Genomic DNA, 16,865 nt, shown 5'->3' with positions numbered 1-16,865 from the left:
CCTAAGTTCGCATCAAAGGTTGCTGCGAGGGCATGCGAACCTCGGAATCGGGACACTGGTCCGGCGTTCGGCACACGATTGGCAGAGGAGCGAGCATTTGGACAAAGCACCGGATGCCTTCCGGACCATCAGCGAGGTCGCTGCTGATCTCGATGTTCCCCAGCATGTCCTGCGGTTCTGGGAAACCCGGTTTGCGCAGATCAAGCCGATGAAACGAAGCGGCGGCCGGCGCTACTATCGCCCGGACGACGTCGATTTGCTGCGCGGCATCCGCCATCTGCTTTACAGCGAGGGCTATACGATCCGCGGCGTGCAACGGATTCTGAAAGAACACGGCATCAAATCGGTGCAGGGCCTGACCGAGGGGTCGTCCGCCGCGGCCTTTGGCGCCATCGAGGACGACATCCGCAGCACCCTCGGCGCGATCGATGACGACGACGCGCCCGGCTATGAGACCGAGGACCATGAGGACGATGAGGATGTCGGCGACAGCTTGCCCCGCGCGCGGGAGCCGGGCGAGCATAAGCCGCTGCGGCACGATCTCGATGACGTGCTGTGGTCCGGTCCCGACAGCGCGGCAATCCGGGGCGTAAGCGCTGGGCTCGACCTTGCGAAGCTCAAGGATGTGTTGGCCGAACTTGTCGCCTGCAGGCAACTGCTGGACAGCGCGCTCACGGACGGCTGACGGGTCCCGAGGAGCCCGTTTCAAGGACGCTCGCGGCGGATGCCGCGGGCTTCTTGCGCCGCCGCGTGAACGCGGCTAGAGCTTACCTCCGGCTTTTTGTTTTGACGCGTTTTCTTTGGGCGAACCGGTATCACCTCGCTCGAAAACGCTATAATGGAACGGGGCCGGAACGGCACGGAGCGTAGCGCAGCCCGGTTAGCGCACTAGTCTGGGAGACTAGGGGTCGGAGGTTCAAATCCTCTCGCTCCGACCACCGGCCGTATCGATTCCTCCTTTTTCCTCTGCGATTCTCACAGCGGTTCTCCACCTCCGCCGAGGTACTGGCCGAACTAGGCCACTTGCTGGGTCAAAAAAGTAGGCCAGTACTGAGACGGCCTTATCTTCATTTCGGCCTGTTTTTCCTGCAGTTCGCGGCGGAACAGTATCTGACATCCTTTGCCCGTTCGGTGCCGATTTTTGAGCAGGTGTTCACGGGACACCTAACAGATTTTCCGCTAGCGCCCCTTGCTCCTCCCCCTTGGGCATTTGCGCCACCATTGAACAAAAACGGCAATATCCCGATGGCTGCAATAGCCACGATCTTTCGCATTTGATCCCTCGCATGGTTGTTACGGCCGCTTCAACCAAAGGGAGCGTAGCGGGAGGTTTCAAACTAGGCCACCGCATATTCCAAATTGGGCCGCTAAGGGTCGAAACAGGCCAGTACCGTTCTGACAGATTTATCCCTTGACGACAAGTAATCCGTTCGATAGGCTATCCCTCAATCGCAGGTAGCTGGCCCGCGAAGGGGATAAGACGATGGCAAAATACACGTTCAAGCAGTTCCAAGAGGAATATCCCAACGATGCCGCCTGCCTCGCCAAGCTGATGGAAATCAACTTCGGTGGGACCGAGATTGTTTGCCCCAGCTGCAAACAGCGGGCGACGTTCCACCCTATGAGCAAGCGTCGAGCTTATGCCTGTCAGGAATGTGGCCACCATGTTTACCCGGCCGCCGGAACGATCTTCCACAAGTCTCGCACCAACCTGACCAAGTGGTTCTTTGCCATGTACCTGATGACCAGCACCCGCCACGGCGTTGCGGCTAAGGAGGTCGAGCGACAGTTGGGTGTCACGTACAAATGTGCATGGCGTATGTGCCATGAACTTCGCAAGCTGATGGCTGCGGCAGATGACAAGTGGGGCGGCCCTATGGATGGCCACATTGAAATTGACGAAACGCACGTTGGAGGCCGTCGCAAGCAAGGTGAGCCTGACAACAAGACGGTCGTTTTCGGGATGCTACAGCGCGACGGGCGCTTGCTGGCCGCGCCGATCCCGGATGTGACTACCTATACGGTTGAAGGCATCATCAACGAAAACATCCCGGCTGGCACGATCATCAGCACCGACGAACATAAAGCCTACCATGGCCTTCGCCATGCTTACGACCACGGCACCGTCAATCATTCCGCGAAAGAGTACGTTCGAGGCATTCATCATGTGAACGGGCTGGAAAGCCATTGGTCGCTGTTCAAACGCGCCATCAAGGGCACTCACGTCCATATCTCAGCGAAGCATTCTTGGAAGTACGTCAGCGAATTTAGCTATCGCCGCAACATGCGTAAGTCGCACTGGGCGATGTTTAACCTTCTTGTGGAGGCTTTCGCGCTGCCGCGCCTACAAGACGCATGAAATCCTCTCGGTGAGTGGGGTTTGCGCCGATGGCGGGAGGGACGGATTTCTCGGGAAATGCGGAATCGAGTGTTGCGGCGTTAGCAAACTTGCGCTTGTGATCTTCTCGTTGATTCACGACTGGCTCCGTTTCCAATAGCTCAATAAGCTTCTTTGTTGGGACTACTACACCCATCCCGACCGGAACGCGAAATGACCCATGCTCCTGAACGCCAAGAATAGATCCCGGCGGAGCGTCCCATGAACCTTGCCAAATACCCAATAGACTCACGCCGAGTTCAGCAGTTCTGATTGTCATCTTCTCTTCCGATCCACTAACCGGAAAACCTTCGATGTCGAAGGATGCGCGCCCAAATACTGGCGCGCCACTTAACCCCTGCAAGCTTTGAGTCTCGACTAGATGACACTGTACTTGTCTAACTTTCCCGGAGCCGGGCGGCGCTAACCAATCCCAAACGGGAATACGCTCTTCATTAGCTATCATCGCGAGACTACCACGATGGACAACAGGCAGATTTTGCTTCTTGCCCGCTACCAACTGGAATAGCCCAAGCGTGTAACAGAAGTCCCCAATGCCCGGCGGCGAGATTTGCGGGTTCATCTCTCGAATGAAGTCGGGACCATTCAGAAACAAGCACTCGTAACCAGCCTCTCTTAAGGCGTAGTTGAAGGGCATTACTGCCAGATCAACATCAGGGTCGGCTTCATTCACAAACCAACGAACGTTATCCGTCAGCGGATCAACAGTGATGTTGTCTGCCGTTCCGTCAGTCTTGTTGAGACGGATTAGATAAGGATCATCACCAAGACCAACAGCCACATGCTGCGCGGTGACTAAATAACGTGAGCCGCCGTATCCGATAAAAAAACCAGTCGCACAGCAAGTTATGCCGCCGTTTTCCTTTGGCCCCGGCGTGCCGATAAAGGCGATGCACTTTCGAAGGTCTTCCCGAAGCAGCATTTTGAAACCAGGGACGCTCCGCATTGGCCCATGGCGGGGCGAATCAAAACCATACTGCAGTCGCGTTCTAGTCTGGTACATCGCAATCGTCACTTGTCGTCAAGGGATAAATCTGCGTTCTGATAAAAAGAACATATTGCGAACTGAGAACAAATAAGGTACATTAGTTCTACCTGATGCCCCACAACGCCATTCGTTGTCCCCCCCGCGAATCCCGTTCATAAGGAGCCCGGCCTATGTCTCAAGCTGCCCTGCGTATCGTCGAAGGATCCTCCATGGATAAGTCGAAGGCCCTGTCCGCCGCGCTGTCCCAGATCGAGCGTCAGTTCGGCAAGGGCTCGGTGATGAAGCTCGGCAAGAACGACAAGTCGATGGACATCGAGGTCATTTCCTCGGGTTCGCTAGGGCTCGACATCGCGCTTGGCGTCGGCGGTCTGCCGAAGGGGCGGGTGGTCGAGATTTACGGCCCGGAATCCTCCGGCAAGACCACGCTGGCGCTCCATACCGTGGCGGAAGCGCAGAAGAAGGGCGGCATTTGCGCCTTCATCGACGCCGAGCACGCGCTCGATCCGGTCTATGCCCGCAAGCTCGGCGTCAATGTCGACGAGCTGCTGATCTCGCAGCCCGATCACGGCGAGCAGGCGCTGGAAATCGCCGATACGCTGGTGCGCTCCGGCGCTGTGGATGTGCTGATCATCGACTCGGTCGCAGCGCTGGTGCCGCGTGCCGAACTCGAGGGCGAGATGGGCGACGCACTGCCCGGACTGCAGGCACGGCTGATGAGCCAGGCGCTGCGCAAGCTCACCGCCTCGATCAACAAGTCCCACACCATGGTGATCTTCATCAACCAGATCCGCATGAAGATCGGGGTAATGTACGGCTCGCCGGAAACCACGACCGGCGGCAACGCGCTGAAATTCTATGCCTCCGTGCGCCTCGACATCCGCCGCATCGGCGCGATCAAGGAGCGCGACGAGGTCGTCGGCAACCAGACCCGCGTCAAGGTGGTGAAGAACAAGCTGGCGCCGCCGTTCAAGCAGGTCGAGTTCGACATCATGTACGGCGAGGGCATCTCCAAGATGGGGGAAATCCTCGATCTCGGCGTCAAGGCTGGCATTGTCGAAAAATCCGGCGCCTGGTTCTCCCATGACAGCCAGCGCATGGGGCAGGGTCGCGAGAACGCGAAAGCGTTTTTGCGAGCCAATCCCGACATCACCGCCAAGATCGAGATGGCGATCCGGCAGAATTCGGGACTGATCGCCGAGCAGATTCTGGTCGGCAGCCCTGAGCGCGATGCCGACGGCGAGGAGCCGGCGGAGGACTGAAAGTCGGCCGATAGAGAATTATTCCGGGCACGGGCTCGTGGGCTCGGTGCGATCCGCGAAGACGGGAATCCTTTGCGGAAGCGTATGTCGCACCTCTCGGAAGCAGGCGGGCGCTGTGGATGTTGAGTTGCCGACATCCCCAGCGTCCGTTGTTGTTTTTGATCGCCCTCGGAGGACATCCTCCCCGGCTTTGCTGTCGCGCACCTCCGTGGTCGACCGGGAAGCAGCTTTGCGGGCGAAGGTGCAACACGAAAGCCGTCATACTCCGCGAAAGCGGAGTATCCAGTAATCATATTAGAGCGTTTTCAAGCGAAGCATGTCCTCGGGCTTGACCCGAGGATGGATACCGGTTCGCGTGAAGAAAACGCGTCAAATCAAAATCATAGAGCTCCGCTTCCGATTCCATCAGAAGCAAAAAGGCTCTAGCCTCGACTTCGGTCGCGTGCGCTTCGGTTACTGGATCGTCCGCTTTCGCGGCCGATGACGCCTCATTTCAGCCGGATCCTCTGGATGGCGGTGATCTTCTACTCCGCCGCCTGCGCGTAGTCTTCCATGGGCGGGCACGAACAGACGAGGTTGCGGTCGCCGTAGGCATTGTCGACTCGTCCGACCGGGCACCAGTATTTGTCCAGCCGCGAGGTGCCGGCCGGGAAGCAGCCCTGGGCCCGGCTGTAGGGCCGCGACCAGGTATCGTCGGCGATGTCGTGCACCGTATGCGGCGCGTGGCGCAGCGGCGATGCCTCGACGCTCCAGCGTCCGGCCTCGACCTCCGCGATCTCGTGCCGGATCGCGATCATGGCGTCGCAGAATCGATCCAGCTCCGCCTTCGATTCGGATTCGGTCGGCTCGATCATCAACGTGCCCGGTACCGGAAAGCTCATGGTCGGGGCATGGAAGCCGTAGTCGATCAGCCGCTTGGCGATATCCTCCACGGTGACGCCGGTTTCGGCCTTCAGCGCGCGGGGATCGATGATGCATTCATGCGCGACCCGGCCCTTCACGTTGCGATACAGCACGGGAAAGTGCGGATCGAGCCGCTGCGCGACATAGTTGGCGTTGAGAATCGCGACTTCGGTGGCGCGCGTCAGGCCTTCGCCGCCCATCATCAGGACATAGATGTAGGAGATCGTCAGGATCGAGGCCGAGCCGAACGGCGCCGCCGAGACCGGTCCGACCGCGGGCGGCGTCGCGCCGTCGGTCGCGGGGTGGCCGGGAAGGAAGGGCGCGAGGTGCGCCTTCACACCGATCGGGCCCATGCCCGGCCCGCCGCCGCCGTGCGGAATGCAGAAGGTCTTGTGCAGGTTGAGATGGCTGACGTCGGCGCCGTAATCGCCGGGCCGCGACAGGCCGACCTGCGCATTCATGTTGGCGCCGTCGAGATAGACCTGTCCGCCGTGGCCATGCACGATATCGCAGATCTCGCGGATGCGCTCTTCGAACACGCCGTGCGTCGAGGGATAGGTGATCATGATCGCGGCGAGCCGATCGGCGTGCTGCGCCGCCTTGGCCCTGAGATCGTTGACGTCGACGTCGCCGCGCGCATCGCAAGCCACCACCACGACCTCCATGCCGGCCATGTTGGCGGAGGCCGGATTGGTGCCGTGCGCGGAGGAGGGGATCAGGCACACCGTGCGGTGACCCTCGCCGCGTGCGGCGTGATAGCCGCGGATCGCCAGAAGCCCGGCATATTCGCCCTGCGCGCCGGAGTTCGGCTGCAGCGAGATCGCATCGTAGCCGGTGATGTCGATCAGCCATTGTTCGAATTCTTCGAACAGCGCGTGATAACCTTCCGCCTGCTCGTGCGGTGCGAACGGATGCAGGCTCGCGAACGCCGGCCACGTCAGCGGAATCATTTCCGTGGTGGCATTGAGCTTCATCGTGCAGGACCCCAGCGGGATCATCGCACGGTCGAGCGCAAGGTCGCGGTCCGAGAGCTTTCGCATGTAGCGCAGCAGATCGGTTTCCGAGCGATGCGCGTGAAACACCGGATGGGTCAGATAGGGTGTCCTGCGCCCGAGTTCGGCAGGCAGCAGGTCGGGGGCGTGGGTTTCGACGTCGGCATAAGACAACGCGCTGCCGAACGCGCGCCACACGGCCTCGACCGTTTCCGGCGTGGTGAGCTCGTCGAGCGCGATGCCGAGTGTACGGTCGGCGTTGATCCGCAGGTTGATGCCCTGGCTAAGTGCGCGGGCAACAATCTCGTCCTGCTGGTCGCCGACGCTCACGGTCAGCGTATCGAAGGCTGCACCGTTGAGCGGCGCGAAACCGAGCCTCGTCAGGCCCGCCGCCAACGTGGCGGTGCGGCGATGCACGGTGCGCGCGATCTGCGCCAGCCCCTCGGGGCCATGATAGACCGCGTACATCGAGGAGATCACCGCCAGCAGCACCTGCGCGGTGCAGATGTTGGAGGTGGCTTTCTCGCGGCGGATGTGTTGCTCGCGGGTCTGCAAAGCGAGACGATAGGCCGGTGCCCCGCGGGAGTCCACGGAGAGGCCGACGATGCGGCCGGGCAGCAGCCGCTTCAGCGTGTCGCGCACCGCCATGTAGGCCGCGTGCGGGCCGCCATAGCCCATCGGCACGCCGAAGCGTTGCGCCGATCCAACGGCGATGTCGGCGCCGAGCACGCCGGGCGAGGCCAGCAGCGTCAGCGCCAAAAGATCGGCGGCGACCACTGCAAGACCGCCCTTGGCCTTCAGTGCTGCGATCGCAGGGCGCAGATCGCGCACCGCGCCGGATGTGCCGGGATATTGCAGCACCGCGCCGAACACGTCCGCCTTGTCGAGATCGCGCAGCGGATCGCCGGTGACGAGAGTCCAGCCCAGCGGTTCGGCGCGGGTGCGCAACACCGCCAGCGTCTGCGGATGCACCTCGTGATCGACGAAGAACGCTTTTGTTTTCACCGGAGATGCACGCTCGGCGAGCGCCATCGCTTCCGCTACTGCCGTCGCTTCGTCGAGCAGCGAGGCGTTGGCGATATCGAGGCCGGTGAGGTCGCAGATCATGGTCTGGAAATTGAACAGCGCTTCCAGCCGCCCCTGGCTGATTTCCGGCTGATAGGGCGTGTAGGCCGTGTACCACGCCGGATTTTCCAGGATGTTGCGCTGGATCACCGCCGGCAGGATCGTGCCGGAATAGCCTTGCCCGATCAGCGAGATGAAAGCCTGGTTTCCGGTAGCGAGTTCCTGCATGTGCGCCAGCGCTTCGGTTTCGCTTAAGCCTTGGCCGAGATCGAGCGGCGCTGCCTGCCGGATCGACGGCGGCAGCGCCTCGTTCATCAACGCCGCGAGGCTCTTCGCGCCGACGGCTTCCAGCATCGCGGCGATATCGCGTGACGACGGGCCGATATGGCGGCGCGCGAAGGTGGTGGCGGGCTCTTCACGGGCGGTCATCGGATTGCTCCTCGATGCATAGGTTAAGTTTAATGCGTCATGTCCCGTTTTGTGCCGGGCACGACAGAAATGCTCACGCTGTGTGCGCCTTGTAGGCGGCCTCATTCATCAGACCGTCAAGCTCGTTCTTGTCGGCGATTCTGAGCTTGAAAATCCAGGCCTTGCCGTCGGCATCGGAATTGACCAGCGCCGGCTCCGCGCCGAGCGCATCGTTCACTTCAATGACTTCACCCGTAATCGGCGCGTAGACGTCGGAGGCCGCCTTGACCGACTCGACCACCGCAGCAGTTTCGGCTTTCTTCAACTGGCGTCCGACTTTTGGCAGTTCGACGAACACGATGTCGCCGAGTTGCGACTGCGCGTGGTCGGTGATGCCGATGGTCGCGGTATCGCCCTCGATGTGGAGCCATTCGTGATCGGTGGTGTATAAAACGGTCATGACAAATCCTCAGCGCTTGTAATTATGGGGAACGAAAGGCATCGCGGATACGCGCAGCGGCAGCCGCTGTCCGCGTACGTCAGCAAAGACCGTGCCGCCGATGGCGGCGTGTGATGTCGGCAGATAGCCCATCGCGACCGGGGCATTGAAGCTCGGTCCGAAGCCGCCCGATGTCACGATGCCGATCGGATCGGCAGAGCCTGCTTCGGCGAACAGCGGCGCGCCTTCGCGCACCGGCGCACGGCCTTCCGGCCTCAGCCCGACACGGCGGCGGGACGCGCCTTGCTCGAATTGGGGGAGAATCACGTTCGTGCCGGGGAAACCGCCGGCGCGCGCGCCGCCGCTTCGCCGGATTTTCTGCACCGACCATTCCAGCGCGGCCTCGACCGGCGTTGTCGTGGCGTCGATGTCATGACCGTAAAGGCAGAGGCCGGCCTCGAGCCGCAGGCTGTCGCGGGCGCCGAGGCCGACCAGCATCACGTCGGGATCGTCGAGCAGCCCGGACACCAGCGCTTCGGCCTGTATCGCGGGAATCGAGATCTCGAAGCCGTCTTCGCCGGTGTAGCCGGACCGCGAGACGAAGCAGTCGATGTCGTCCGCCCGCTGCGGCCCGGCATCCATGAAGCGCATCGCGGACGCTTCAGGGCAGACCTTCGCCAGCACGGACGCCGCCTTCGGGCCTTGCAGCGCGACCAGCGCGCGATCCGCGAGGACCTCGATCGTGCAGACATCGGAAAGGTGCTCGCGCAGATGCGCCTCGTCGGCGGCCTTGCAGGCTCCATTGACCACCAGAAACAGGTGGTCGCCGAAATTGGCCACCATCAGGTCGTCGAGCAGGCCGCCGGCCGCATTGGTGAACAGGGCATAGCGCTGCCGTCCCGGCGCGACCGCCACGATGTCCTGCGGCACCAGCCGCTCCAGCGCCAGCGCGGCGTCGGCGACCTTGCCGGATTTGGGCCGCAGCGCGATCTGGCCCATGTGCGAGACATCGAACAGGCCGGCGCCGGCGCGGGTATGGAGATGTTCCTTCAGCACGCCGGATGCGTACTGAACCGGCATGTCATGGCCCGCGAACGGCACCATCCGGCCGCCGCGCGCCAGGTGCAGGGCGTGCAGGGGTGTTCGTTGCAGAACCGGAGCTTCGGAAACGTCCGTTACCATCAGGGGCCTCGCGGTTACAAAGGGACGATTCCCTGAAAACCCGTTAGAGACCCCATCTGTCGCTGTGCCTGAGAGTATTATCCCGTCGGCGGACCCTCCCGGACCGTCGGCCCGCAGGGTCTCTTTCCAGATGTAACGAGTCGCGCGGTCCGTTTGCCTGAGAGTTTCCGGGGCGGTTGCTCCTTCGGCGCCGGCCGGCTTCCCTTCAGAAGCGGCCGATCTCTCCCGACGCGACTTACAATCAGATATGAGGAAAATACGGTTTCAACAAGACTGTCAACGCACCGCAGCATCTTTCAACGGATGTTATTTGAACCGGCCAAGCCCCTGATCCTCCTGCACACTTTCTGGACAGTCCGGCCACCCCCGTCTAAAAGCGGTCGCTGGACAAAATGCGACTGCAAACTTGCGCGTATTCTGATCGCAAAACCGGTACCCACTTTTGCGGAATACGCGCTCAGGGCCGCGAGCCCTTAACTGACGCGATGGAACACAATGAGCGGCGTTAACGACATCAGGTCGGCGTTTCTGAACTACTTCGCGGCCAACGGCCACCAGATCGTGCCCTCGTCGCCGCTGGTTCCGCGCAACGATCCGACGCTGATGTTCACCAACGCCGGCATGGTGCAGTTCAAGAACGTCTTTACGGGTGTCGAGAAACGGCCCTATCAGCGCGCCACCACCTCGCAGAAATGCGTGCGCGCCGGCGGCAAGCACAACGACCTCGACAATGTCGGCTACACCGCGCGGCACCACACCTTCTTCGAGATGCTCGGCAACTTCTCGTTCGGCGACTATTTCAAGGATCGTGCCATCGAGTTGGCATGGAAGCTGGTGACCGAGGAGTTCGGCCTGCCGAAGGACAGGCTTATCGCCACCGTCTACATCGACGACGACGAGGCGTTCGATCTCTGGAAGAAGATCGCAGGCCTGCCGGAATCGCGCATCATCCGCATCAGTGGCGCGGACAATTTCTGGCAGATGGGAGATACCGGTCCGTGCGGTCCGTGCTCGGAGATCTTCTACGATCACGGCGACAAGATTCCCGGGGGGCCTCCGGGATCGCTGGACGAGGATGGCGACCGCTTCGTCGAGATATGGAATCTCGTCTTTATGCAATACGAGAAGCTGCCGGACGGCAGCCGCCTCAACCTGCCGAAGCCGTCGATCGACACCGGCGCCGGTCTTGAGCGCGTTGCCGCCGTGCTTCAGGGCAAGCACGACAACTACGACATCGACCTGTTCGTCGCGCTGATCCGCGCCGCGGCCGATCTGACCGGCGCGGACCCGCAGGGCCCGATGAAGGCGTCGCTGCGCGTGATCGCCGATCACTTGCGCGCGTCCTCGTTCCTGATTGCCGACGGCGTGCTGCCATCGAACGAAGGCCGCGGCTACGTGCTGCGCCGGATCATGCGGCGCGCGATGCGCCACGCTCAGTTGCTCGGCGCGAGGGAGCCGCTGATGTGGCGGCTGGTGGGTGTGCTGGTGCGCGAGATGGGCGAGGCCTTTCCCGAGTTGCAGCGCGCGCGGCCGCTGATCGAGGAAACGCTGCGGCTCGAGGAGACGCGCTTCCGCAAAACGCTGGAGCGCGGGCTCTCTATTCTCGACGAGAAGAGCGTGTCGCTGAAGAAGGGCGACATGTTCGACGGCGAGACCGCGTTCACGCTGTACGATACCTATGGCTTCCCGCTCGATCTGACGCAGGATGCGTTGCGCGCGCGCGGCATCGGCGTGGACCTGGCATCGTTCACCGATGCGATGGAACAGCAGAAGGCCAAGGCGAGGGCGTCGTGGTCGGGCTCGGGCGAGGCCGCCACTGAGACGATCTGGTTTCCGTTGCGCGAGAAATTCGGGGCCACGGAATTTCTCGGCTATGAGACCGAGATCGCGGAGGGCGTCGTCGCTGCGCTCGTGAAGGACGGCAAGGAAGCCGACGGCCTCAAGGCCGGCGAGAGCGGCGCCATCGTTTTGAACCAGACGCCGTTCTATGGCGAGTCCGGCGGTCAGGTCGGCGACACCGGCGTTCTGACCGGCGACGGCGTGCGCGTCCGCGTTACCGATACGCAGAAGAAGGCAGGCGACCTGTTCGTGCATCTCGGCACCGTCGAGCAGGGCACGCTCACGCCCGGCATGGCGCTGGCGCTGGAGGTCGATCACGGCAGGCGTAGCGCGATCCGCGCCAACCATTCCGCGACCCATTTGCTCCACGAGGCGCTGCGGCAGGTTCTCGGCGATCACATCGCGCAGCGCGGCTCGCTGGTCGCGCCCGAGCGGCTGCGGTTCGATTTCGTCCACAACAAGCCGATCAGCACGGACGAACTGCGCCGCATCGAGGACATCGCCAACGATGTCGTGCTGGAGAACGGCGAGGTCACGACCCGCTTGATGGCGGTGGACGACGCGCGCGAGGCCGGGGCGCGGGCGCTGTTCGGCGAGAAGTACGGCGACGAGGTGCGCGTGGTGTCCATGGGCAGCACGGGACGGCAGGGCGCGGCGAGCAACGCGCTTGGCTGGTCGGTCGAACTCTGCGGCGGCACCCATGTGAAACGCACCGGCGATATCGGCCTGATCTCGGTGACCGGCGAAAGCGCAGTCGCGTCGGGCGTGCGCCGGATCGAGGCGCTGACCGGGCATCATGCGCGCCATCACGCCAACGACGCCATCCAGCTTGCGAAAACCGCCGCCGGCGAGTTGCGCACCACGCTCGACGACATGCCGGCGCGGATCGCCGCGCTGATGGAGGAGCGCAAGAAGCTCGAGCGCGAATTGTCCGAGGCGCGCAAGAAGCTCGCCATGGGCGGCGGCGGGGCCGGGAGCGCATCGTCGGGCGCGACGGCTGTGCGCGATGTCGGCGGCATCAAGCTGATGGCGCGTTCGGTCGAAGGCATCGAGATCAAGGATCTCAAGAACCTCGCCGATCAGGGCAAGAAACAGCTCGGCTCGGGCGTGGTTGCGCTGGTCGCGACCAGCGGCGACGGCAAGGCGAGCATCGTGGTCGGCGTGACGCCCGATCTCGTGACGCGCTTCTCGGCGGTCGATCTTGTGCGCAAGGCGTCCGAAGTGCTCGGCGGCAAGGGCGGCGGCGGCAAGCCGGACATGGCGCAGGCCGGCGGTCCCGACGGCGCCAAGGCGGGCGCCGCGCTCGACGCCATTGCCGCGGCAATGGGCGGCTAAGCCATCCGATGCTCGCGGTTCGAGCGGCTGCTCATTGCACCACGCAAAACACACACAGCTTGTTGCCGGTCGGATCCCGCAGATACGCTGCGTAAAATCCGGATTTTGCATCCGGTGGACGAAAGCCCGGCGCTCCTTCGTCAGTGCCGCCATTCTTCATTCCACCGTCATGCGCGGCTTTCACAGCCTCCGGCGAGGGCGCGGCATAAGCGACCATGATGCCATTGCCCGCCCGCGCGGCCTTGCCGTCGAACGGCGGGCAGATCGCGGTATCGCAATCCATCATGGTTTTGCCAGGTCCCTTTTTGCCGTAACCGATCCAGCCACCGCCTGCGAGTTTGCGTTCGCTGCCAATGGGATCAAAGAAGGCATCGTAAAAGTCGCCCGATTTATCGCCGTCAATTGCACCAATGGTGACATAAGCGATCATAGCGTCCTCCGTTTGGGAGGAAGCTACGCTGTCGACAGGAACATATCAAGAACAAAAATGGATCGAGCGTTACGACGTCGCCATCGCTGTCGTCAGGTTGTCCGCCACCTTGTCGAGGAAGCCGGTGGTGGACAGCCAGCGCTGGTCGGCGCCGACGAGAAGCGCGAGGTCCTTGGTCATGAACCCGGCTTCGACGGTCTCGACGCAGACCTTCTCCAGCGTGGCCGCGAAATTCGCCAGCGCCTCGTTGTCGTCGAGCTTGGCGCGATGCGACAGGCCGCGGGTCCAGGCGAAGATCGAGGCGATCGAATTGGTTGAGGTCGCCTTGCCTTTCTGGTGCTCGCGGTAGTGCCGGGTCACGGTGCCGTGGGCGGCTTCCGCCTCGACCGTCTGGCCGTCCGGGGTCAGCAGCACCGAGGTCATCAGGCCGAGCGAGCCGTAGCCCTGCGCCACCGTGTCCGACTGCACGTCGCCGTCGTAGTTCTTGCAGGCCCAGACATAGCCGCCGGACCATTTCAGCGCCGAAGCCACCATGTCGTCGATGAGACGATGCTCGTAAGTCAGCTTGCGGGCCTCGAACTGCGTTTTGAACTCCCGGTCGTAGATGTCCTGGAAGATGTCCTTGAAGCGGCCGTCATAGACCTTGAGGATGGTGTTCTTTGTCGACAGATAGACCGGATAGCCGCGCAGCAGGCCGTAATTGAGCGAGGCGCGCGCAAAATCGATGATGGAATCGTCGAGGTTATACATTTCCATCGCGACTCCGGGGCCGGGCGCCTTGAACACCTCGCGCTCGATCACCGTGCCGTCCTCGCCGACGAACTTCATGCTCAGGGTGCCCTTGCCTGGAAACCTGATGTCGGTGGCGCGATACTGGTCGCCGTAGGCGTGGCGGCCGATGATGATCGGCTTGGTCCAGCCGGGAACGAGGCGGGGCACGTTCCTGCAGATGATCGGCTCGCGGAAGATCACGCCGCCGAGGATGTTGCGGATGGTGCCGTTCGGCGACTTCCACATGTGCTTGAGGCCGAACTCCTGCACCCGCGCCTCGTCCGGCGTGATGGTGGCGCACTTCACGCCGACGCCCACCTTCTTGATGGCGTTCGCCGCCTCGACCGTGATCTTGTCGTCGGTCTTGTCGCGGGATTCCATCCCCAGGTCGAAATACATCAGGTCGATATCCAGGAACGGATAGATCAACTTGTCCTTGATGTATTTCCAGATGATCCGGGTCATCTCGTCGCCGTCGAGTTCGACGACGGGATTGGTCACCTTGATTTTTGCCATGGGGGATCGGGCCGTTTCGGAGGAGGGGGATAGCCTGCAAGTGTCGGGCTATAGCACCGCGACGGCGCGGGCGGAAGCGAACGGACTGCATTACGGCGCTGATTTTCCAGACGTTCTGACGTTTTTCGCAGCGAACCAGCCTGAAGCTTGGCGGCAAGTGCTCATCTTCCGCTGCAAATTCAATCCGATTCCATAAGTGCATTATTTGGCTTGAGAAAAATCGGGAAAGGCGCAATCGAAGACGCGGCGAGCGGCCGTTGAACCAGAATCTCAGCTTGAACTGAAAGACGAGGCGAAATGTCCGGCACCGACAGGACAAAAACCGGCATCGACGCGGTCGGCCCCACCGTGATTCTGGTCGAGCCGCAGCTCGGCGAGAACATCGGCATGGCGGCGCGCGCCATGGGCAACTTTGGCCTGACGCGACTGCGCATCGTCAACCCGCGCGACGGCTGGCCCAACGTCGCGGCGCAGCGCTCAGCCGCGGGCGCCGACCACATCCTCAAGCACGTCGAGCTGTTCGAGACGGTGGCCGAGGCGGTCGCCGACTGCACGCTGCTATTCGCGACCACCGCGCGCGCCCACGATCAGGCCAAGCCTGTGGTGGCGCCGGAAGCGGCGGCCGTTGAGGCGACCGCGCAGATCGTGGCCGGCGGCCATGTCGGCATCCTGTTCGGCCGCGAGCGCGCCGGCCTGCTGAATGAAGAGGTGGCGATGGCCGACCGCATCATCACCTATCCGGTCAATCCCGGTTTCGCCTCGCTCAACCTGGCGCAGGCCGTGCTGCTGATGGGCTACGAATGGTTCAAGCTGGTGACGCGAGCCGCGTTGCCGTTCGCGATGCCGGAGCGTTCGGAGCGCGCCTCCCAGCACCAGATGCAGGCGTTCTTCGACAATCTCGTCAGCGAACTCGACAAGGTGGAATTCCTCCGCCCGGCCGAGAAGCGCGACACCATGCTGGTCAACCTGCGCAACATCTTCACCCGCATGGAGCCGACCAAGCAGGACATGCATACGCTGCACGGCGTGGTGATGGCCATTGCCGAGGGGCGCAAAGGACCGGCCAAGGGCGGCGTGCTCGACGGCGCGCAGGCGACGCGGCTGCGGGCGTTGCTGGCCGAGCAGGGACCGAGCGGAGCGTCCGCGGACAGCAGCAGCACGGTGCGCGGGCTGGCGCGGCTTCTGCGGCGCAATCCCACCGATGCCGAGCGCATTCTGTGGCAATCGCTGACGCGCGACCGCCGCTTCGCCGGCCAGTTCAAACGCCAGACCCCGGTCGGTCGGCACATCCCGGATTTCGTGTCGTTCGTGCAGCGCGTCGCGATCGAACTGGTCAATCCGAACGAGAGCGACGCCATCGCGCGCGATCGCGCCGCGCGCACCGCGTGGCTGGCCGAGCGCGGCTATCGCGTGGTCGCGATCGAAGCGGCGAAGGTGGAGGCGGATCTGGCAGGCGTGCTGGATGGGCTGGCGGTGAGGATGGAGACGGGTGAGGGCAGGAAGGCGTAGGGCGCTCTTTAGTCGGTGGAAGAAAAATCAGTTAGCCTCTTGTTGATACGAAAGTTTCCGAATTCCCTCCATTGGGTAATAAACTCGCGGGCAGCTTCTTTGGCCTGCCGCCTGCCAATCCCATCTGCGCGCGCCCGCTTCACTGCGGCTTTAAAGAAAATCTTTTCCCACATCGTGCCAAAGCCAGTTTCAGGGATATTCGCGATGACTTTTGGTGCATTTGGATTCTTGATTAGACGATCGCCGGGTCGGCCAGCTTGTATGTAGAGACCTTTTGCGTGAATGATTTGATCAACTAGTCCGCCTTGCTTGTCGAGATCGAAGGCGAGAATAACGGTCAAATCCATCGGACCGCTGAAAGTTAGAACCAGCCCAATCCGATCCGAACCATCTTTCAGCGTTGCCCATTGTGAAATCACGTCGCCCGGACCTGAGTACTGGTGCACTCTGATAAACTCTTCCAAGTCCTGCCGATTCGACGTGTCTAGAATGACCAACGGGATAAGACGACCATAGCCCAACGTTTCCGTTGCGATCGCAGCATCAGCCACTATGGGGACGACAAGGCCCCCCTGTAGTATTTGGAACGTCTTCTTCAGTCGGGCGCGCTTTAAAAACATTGCCATATTCCCGAACATTTAGTGGCTCGACAACCGTCTCATTCTCATGTGTATCAATGAAGGCAAAGCGGGTTGCTTTGATGGAAGCACCTTCTAGGATGGCATTCTCCACTGCAAAGAAAGCCCAACCCGATACGGTCTGGTGTGCATCAATGCGAAATGGCACCTGAAGATGCTTGACTGACTTATCAGCAAAAAAGCTCGGTGCCTG

At 62.1% G+C, this 16,865-nt stretch carries 12 protein-coding genes, 1 tRNA gene and 2 riboswitches; of the genes, 6 read left to right on the top strand and 7 right to left on the bottom strand.

All coding sequences use genetic code 11. From position 1 onward, the window contains the following. Positions 1-97 precede the first annotated feature (97 nt). The 3 genes from V4R08_RS05920 (at position 98) to V4R08_RS05910 (ending at position 2,359) form a co-directional block, all read left to right on the top strand. Complete coding sequence (locus V4R08_RS05920) at positions 98-685, top strand: MerR family transcriptional regulator (protein ID WP_335578497.1); 588 nt, start codon at positions 98-100, stop codon at positions 683-685. Between the two features lie 175 nt (positions 686-860). After that, positions 861-938 (top strand) — tRNA-Pro (locus V4R08_RS05915). A gap of 545 nt (positions 939-1,483) precedes the next feature. Further along, positions 1,484-2,359, top strand: coding sequence for an IS1595 family transposase (locus V4R08_RS05910; protein WP_335578496.1), 876 nt, complete (start codon positions 1,484-1,486; stop codon positions 2,357-2,359). Here V4R08_RS05910 and V4R08_RS05905 read toward each other — a convergent pair. Next, a complete protein-coding gene (locus V4R08_RS05905; protein WP_335578495.1) occupies positions 2,310-3,320 on the bottom strand; it encodes a hypothetical protein in 1,011 nt (336 codons plus the stop codon). The genes V4R08_RS05910 and V4R08_RS05905 overlap by 50 nt on opposite strands. Before the next feature lie 236 nt (positions 3,321-3,556). On the opposite strand from V4R08_RS05905, the gene recA reads away from it, so the two are divergent. Beyond that, complete coding sequence (recA, locus tag V4R08_RS05900) at positions 3,557-4,645, top strand: recombinase RecA (RefSeq protein ID WP_335578494.1); 1,089 nt, start codon at positions 3,557-3,559, stop codon at positions 4,643-4,645. Positions 4,646-5,169: 524 nt separating this feature from the next. On the opposite strand, the gene gcvP is transcribed toward recA, so the two are convergent. The 3 genes from gcvP to gcvT all read right to left on the bottom strand — a co-directional run bounded on the left by gcvP (position 5,170) and on the right by gcvT (position 9,634). Further along, positions 5,170-8,034 carry an aminomethyl-transferring glycine dehydrogenase gene (gcvP, locus tag V4R08_RS05895; protein WP_335578493.1) on the bottom strand — a complete coding sequence of 955 codons (2,865 nt, stop codon included), beginning with the start codon at positions 8,032-8,034 and terminating at the stop codon, positions 5,170-5,172. Between the two features lie 73 nt (positions 8,035-8,107). Beyond that, positions 8,108-8,473: a glycine cleavage system protein GcvH gene (gcvH, locus tag V4R08_RS05890; RefSeq protein WP_335578492.1), complete on the bottom strand. Its 366-nt coding sequence runs from the start codon at positions 8,471-8,473 to the stop codon at positions 8,108-8,110. 9 nt (positions 8,474-8,482) lie between these two features. Continuing rightward, positions 8,483-9,634: a glycine cleavage system aminomethyltransferase GcvT gene (gene gcvT / locus V4R08_RS05885; RefSeq protein WP_335578491.1), complete on the bottom strand. Its 1,152-nt coding sequence runs from the start codon at positions 9,632-9,634 to the stop codon at positions 8,483-8,485. A gap of 50 nt (positions 9,635-9,684) precedes the next feature. Continuing rightward, a riboswitch (glycine riboswitch) is annotated at positions 9,685-9,769 on the bottom strand. Next, a riboswitch (glycine riboswitch) is annotated at positions 9,770-9,873 on the bottom strand. Between the two features lie 256 nt (positions 9,874-10,129). Between gcvT and alaS the strand changes: the two genes are divergently transcribed. Then, on the top strand, positions 10,130-12,808 hold the full coding sequence (gene alaS / locus V4R08_RS05880; protein ID WP_335578490.1) for an alanine--tRNA ligase: 2,679 nt from the start codon (positions 10,130-10,132) through the stop codon (positions 12,806-12,808). Between the two features lie 31 nt (positions 12,809-12,839). On the opposite strand, the gene V4R08_RS05875 is transcribed toward alaS, so the two are convergent. Together V4R08_RS05875 and V4R08_RS05870 are read right to left on the bottom strand one after the other, a co-directional pair. Then, positions 12,840-13,238 (bottom strand): VOC family protein, encoded by a 399-nt coding sequence (locus tag V4R08_RS05875; protein ID WP_335578489.1) that lies wholly within the window; start codon positions 13,236-13,238, stop codon positions 12,840-12,842. 69 nt (positions 13,239-13,307) lie between these two features. Next, complete coding sequence (locus tag V4R08_RS05870) at positions 13,308-14,525, bottom strand: NADP-dependent isocitrate dehydrogenase (RefSeq protein ID WP_335578488.1); 1,218 nt, start codon at positions 14,523-14,525, stop codon at positions 13,308-13,310. Positions 14,526-14,822: 297 nt separating this feature from the next. Between V4R08_RS05870 and V4R08_RS05865 the strand changes: the two genes are divergently transcribed. Further along, positions 14,823-16,034, top strand: a complete 1,212-nt coding sequence (locus V4R08_RS05865) for a TrmJ/YjtD family RNA methyltransferase (RefSeq protein WP_335578487.1) — start codon at positions 14,823-14,825, stop codon at positions 16,032-16,034. Positions 16,035-16,042: 8 nt separating this feature from the next. Here the strand turns inward: V4R08_RS05865 and V4R08_RS05860 are convergent, their stop codons facing one another. Then, positions 16,043-16,672 carry a hypothetical protein gene (locus V4R08_RS05860; RefSeq protein WP_335578486.1) on the bottom strand — a complete coding sequence of 210 codons (630 nt, stop codon included), beginning with the start codon at positions 16,670-16,672 and terminating at the stop codon, positions 16,043-16,045. Positions 16,673-16,865 lie beyond the last annotated feature (193 nt).

The sequence above is a fragment of the Nitrobacter sp. NHB1 genome (assembly GCF_036964665.1).
Lineage (GTDB): Bacteria > Pseudomonadota > Alphaproteobacteria > Rhizobiales > Xanthobacteraceae > Nitrobacter.
This window is presented reverse-complemented; position numbering and strand designations above follow the sequence as displayed.

Excerpts from the sequence above, each read along its gene's own strand:
- V4R08_RS05910 (WP_335578496.1), top strand. The coding sequence starts at position 1,484 with ATGGCAAAATACACGTTCAAGCAGTTCCAAGAGGAATATCCCAACGAT.
- recA (WP_335578494.1), top strand. The coding sequence starts at position 3,557 with ATGTCTCAAGCTGCCCTGCGTATCGTCGAAGGATCCTCCATGGATAAG.
- gcvH (WP_335578492.1), bottom strand. The coding sequence starts at position 8,473 with ATGACCGTTTTATACACCACCGATCACGAATGGCTCCACATCGAGGGC.
- V4R08_RS05870 (WP_335578488.1), bottom strand. The coding sequence starts at position 14,525 with ATGGCAAAAATCAAGGTGACCAATCCCGTCGTCGAACTCGACGGCGAC.
- V4R08_RS05860 (WP_335578486.1), bottom strand. The coding sequence starts at position 16,672 with ATGTTCGGGAATATGGCAATGTTTTTAAAGCGCGCCCGACTGAAGAAG.
- gcvP (WP_335578493.1), bottom strand. The coding sequence starts at position 8,034 with ATGACCGCCCGTGAAGAGCCCGCCACCACCTTCGCGCGCCGCCATATC.
- V4R08_RS05905 (WP_335578495.1), bottom strand. The coding sequence starts at position 3,320 with ATGCTGCTTCGGGAAGACCTTCGAAAGTGCATCGCCTTTATCGGCACG.
- gcvT (WP_335578491.1), bottom strand. The coding sequence starts at position 9,634 with ATGGTAACGGACGTTTCCGAAGCTCCGGTTCTGCAACGAACACCCCTG.
- alaS (WP_335578490.1), top strand. The coding sequence starts at position 10,130 with ATGAGCGGCGTTAACGACATCAGGTCGGCGTTTCTGAACTACTTCGCG.
- V4R08_RS05875 (WP_335578489.1), bottom strand. The coding sequence starts at position 13,238 with ATGATCGCTTATGTCACCATTGGTGCAATTGACGGCGATAAATCGGGC.
- V4R08_RS05865 (WP_335578487.1), top strand. The coding sequence starts at position 14,823 with ATGTCCGGCACCGACAGGACAAAAACCGGCATCGACGCGGTCGGCCCC.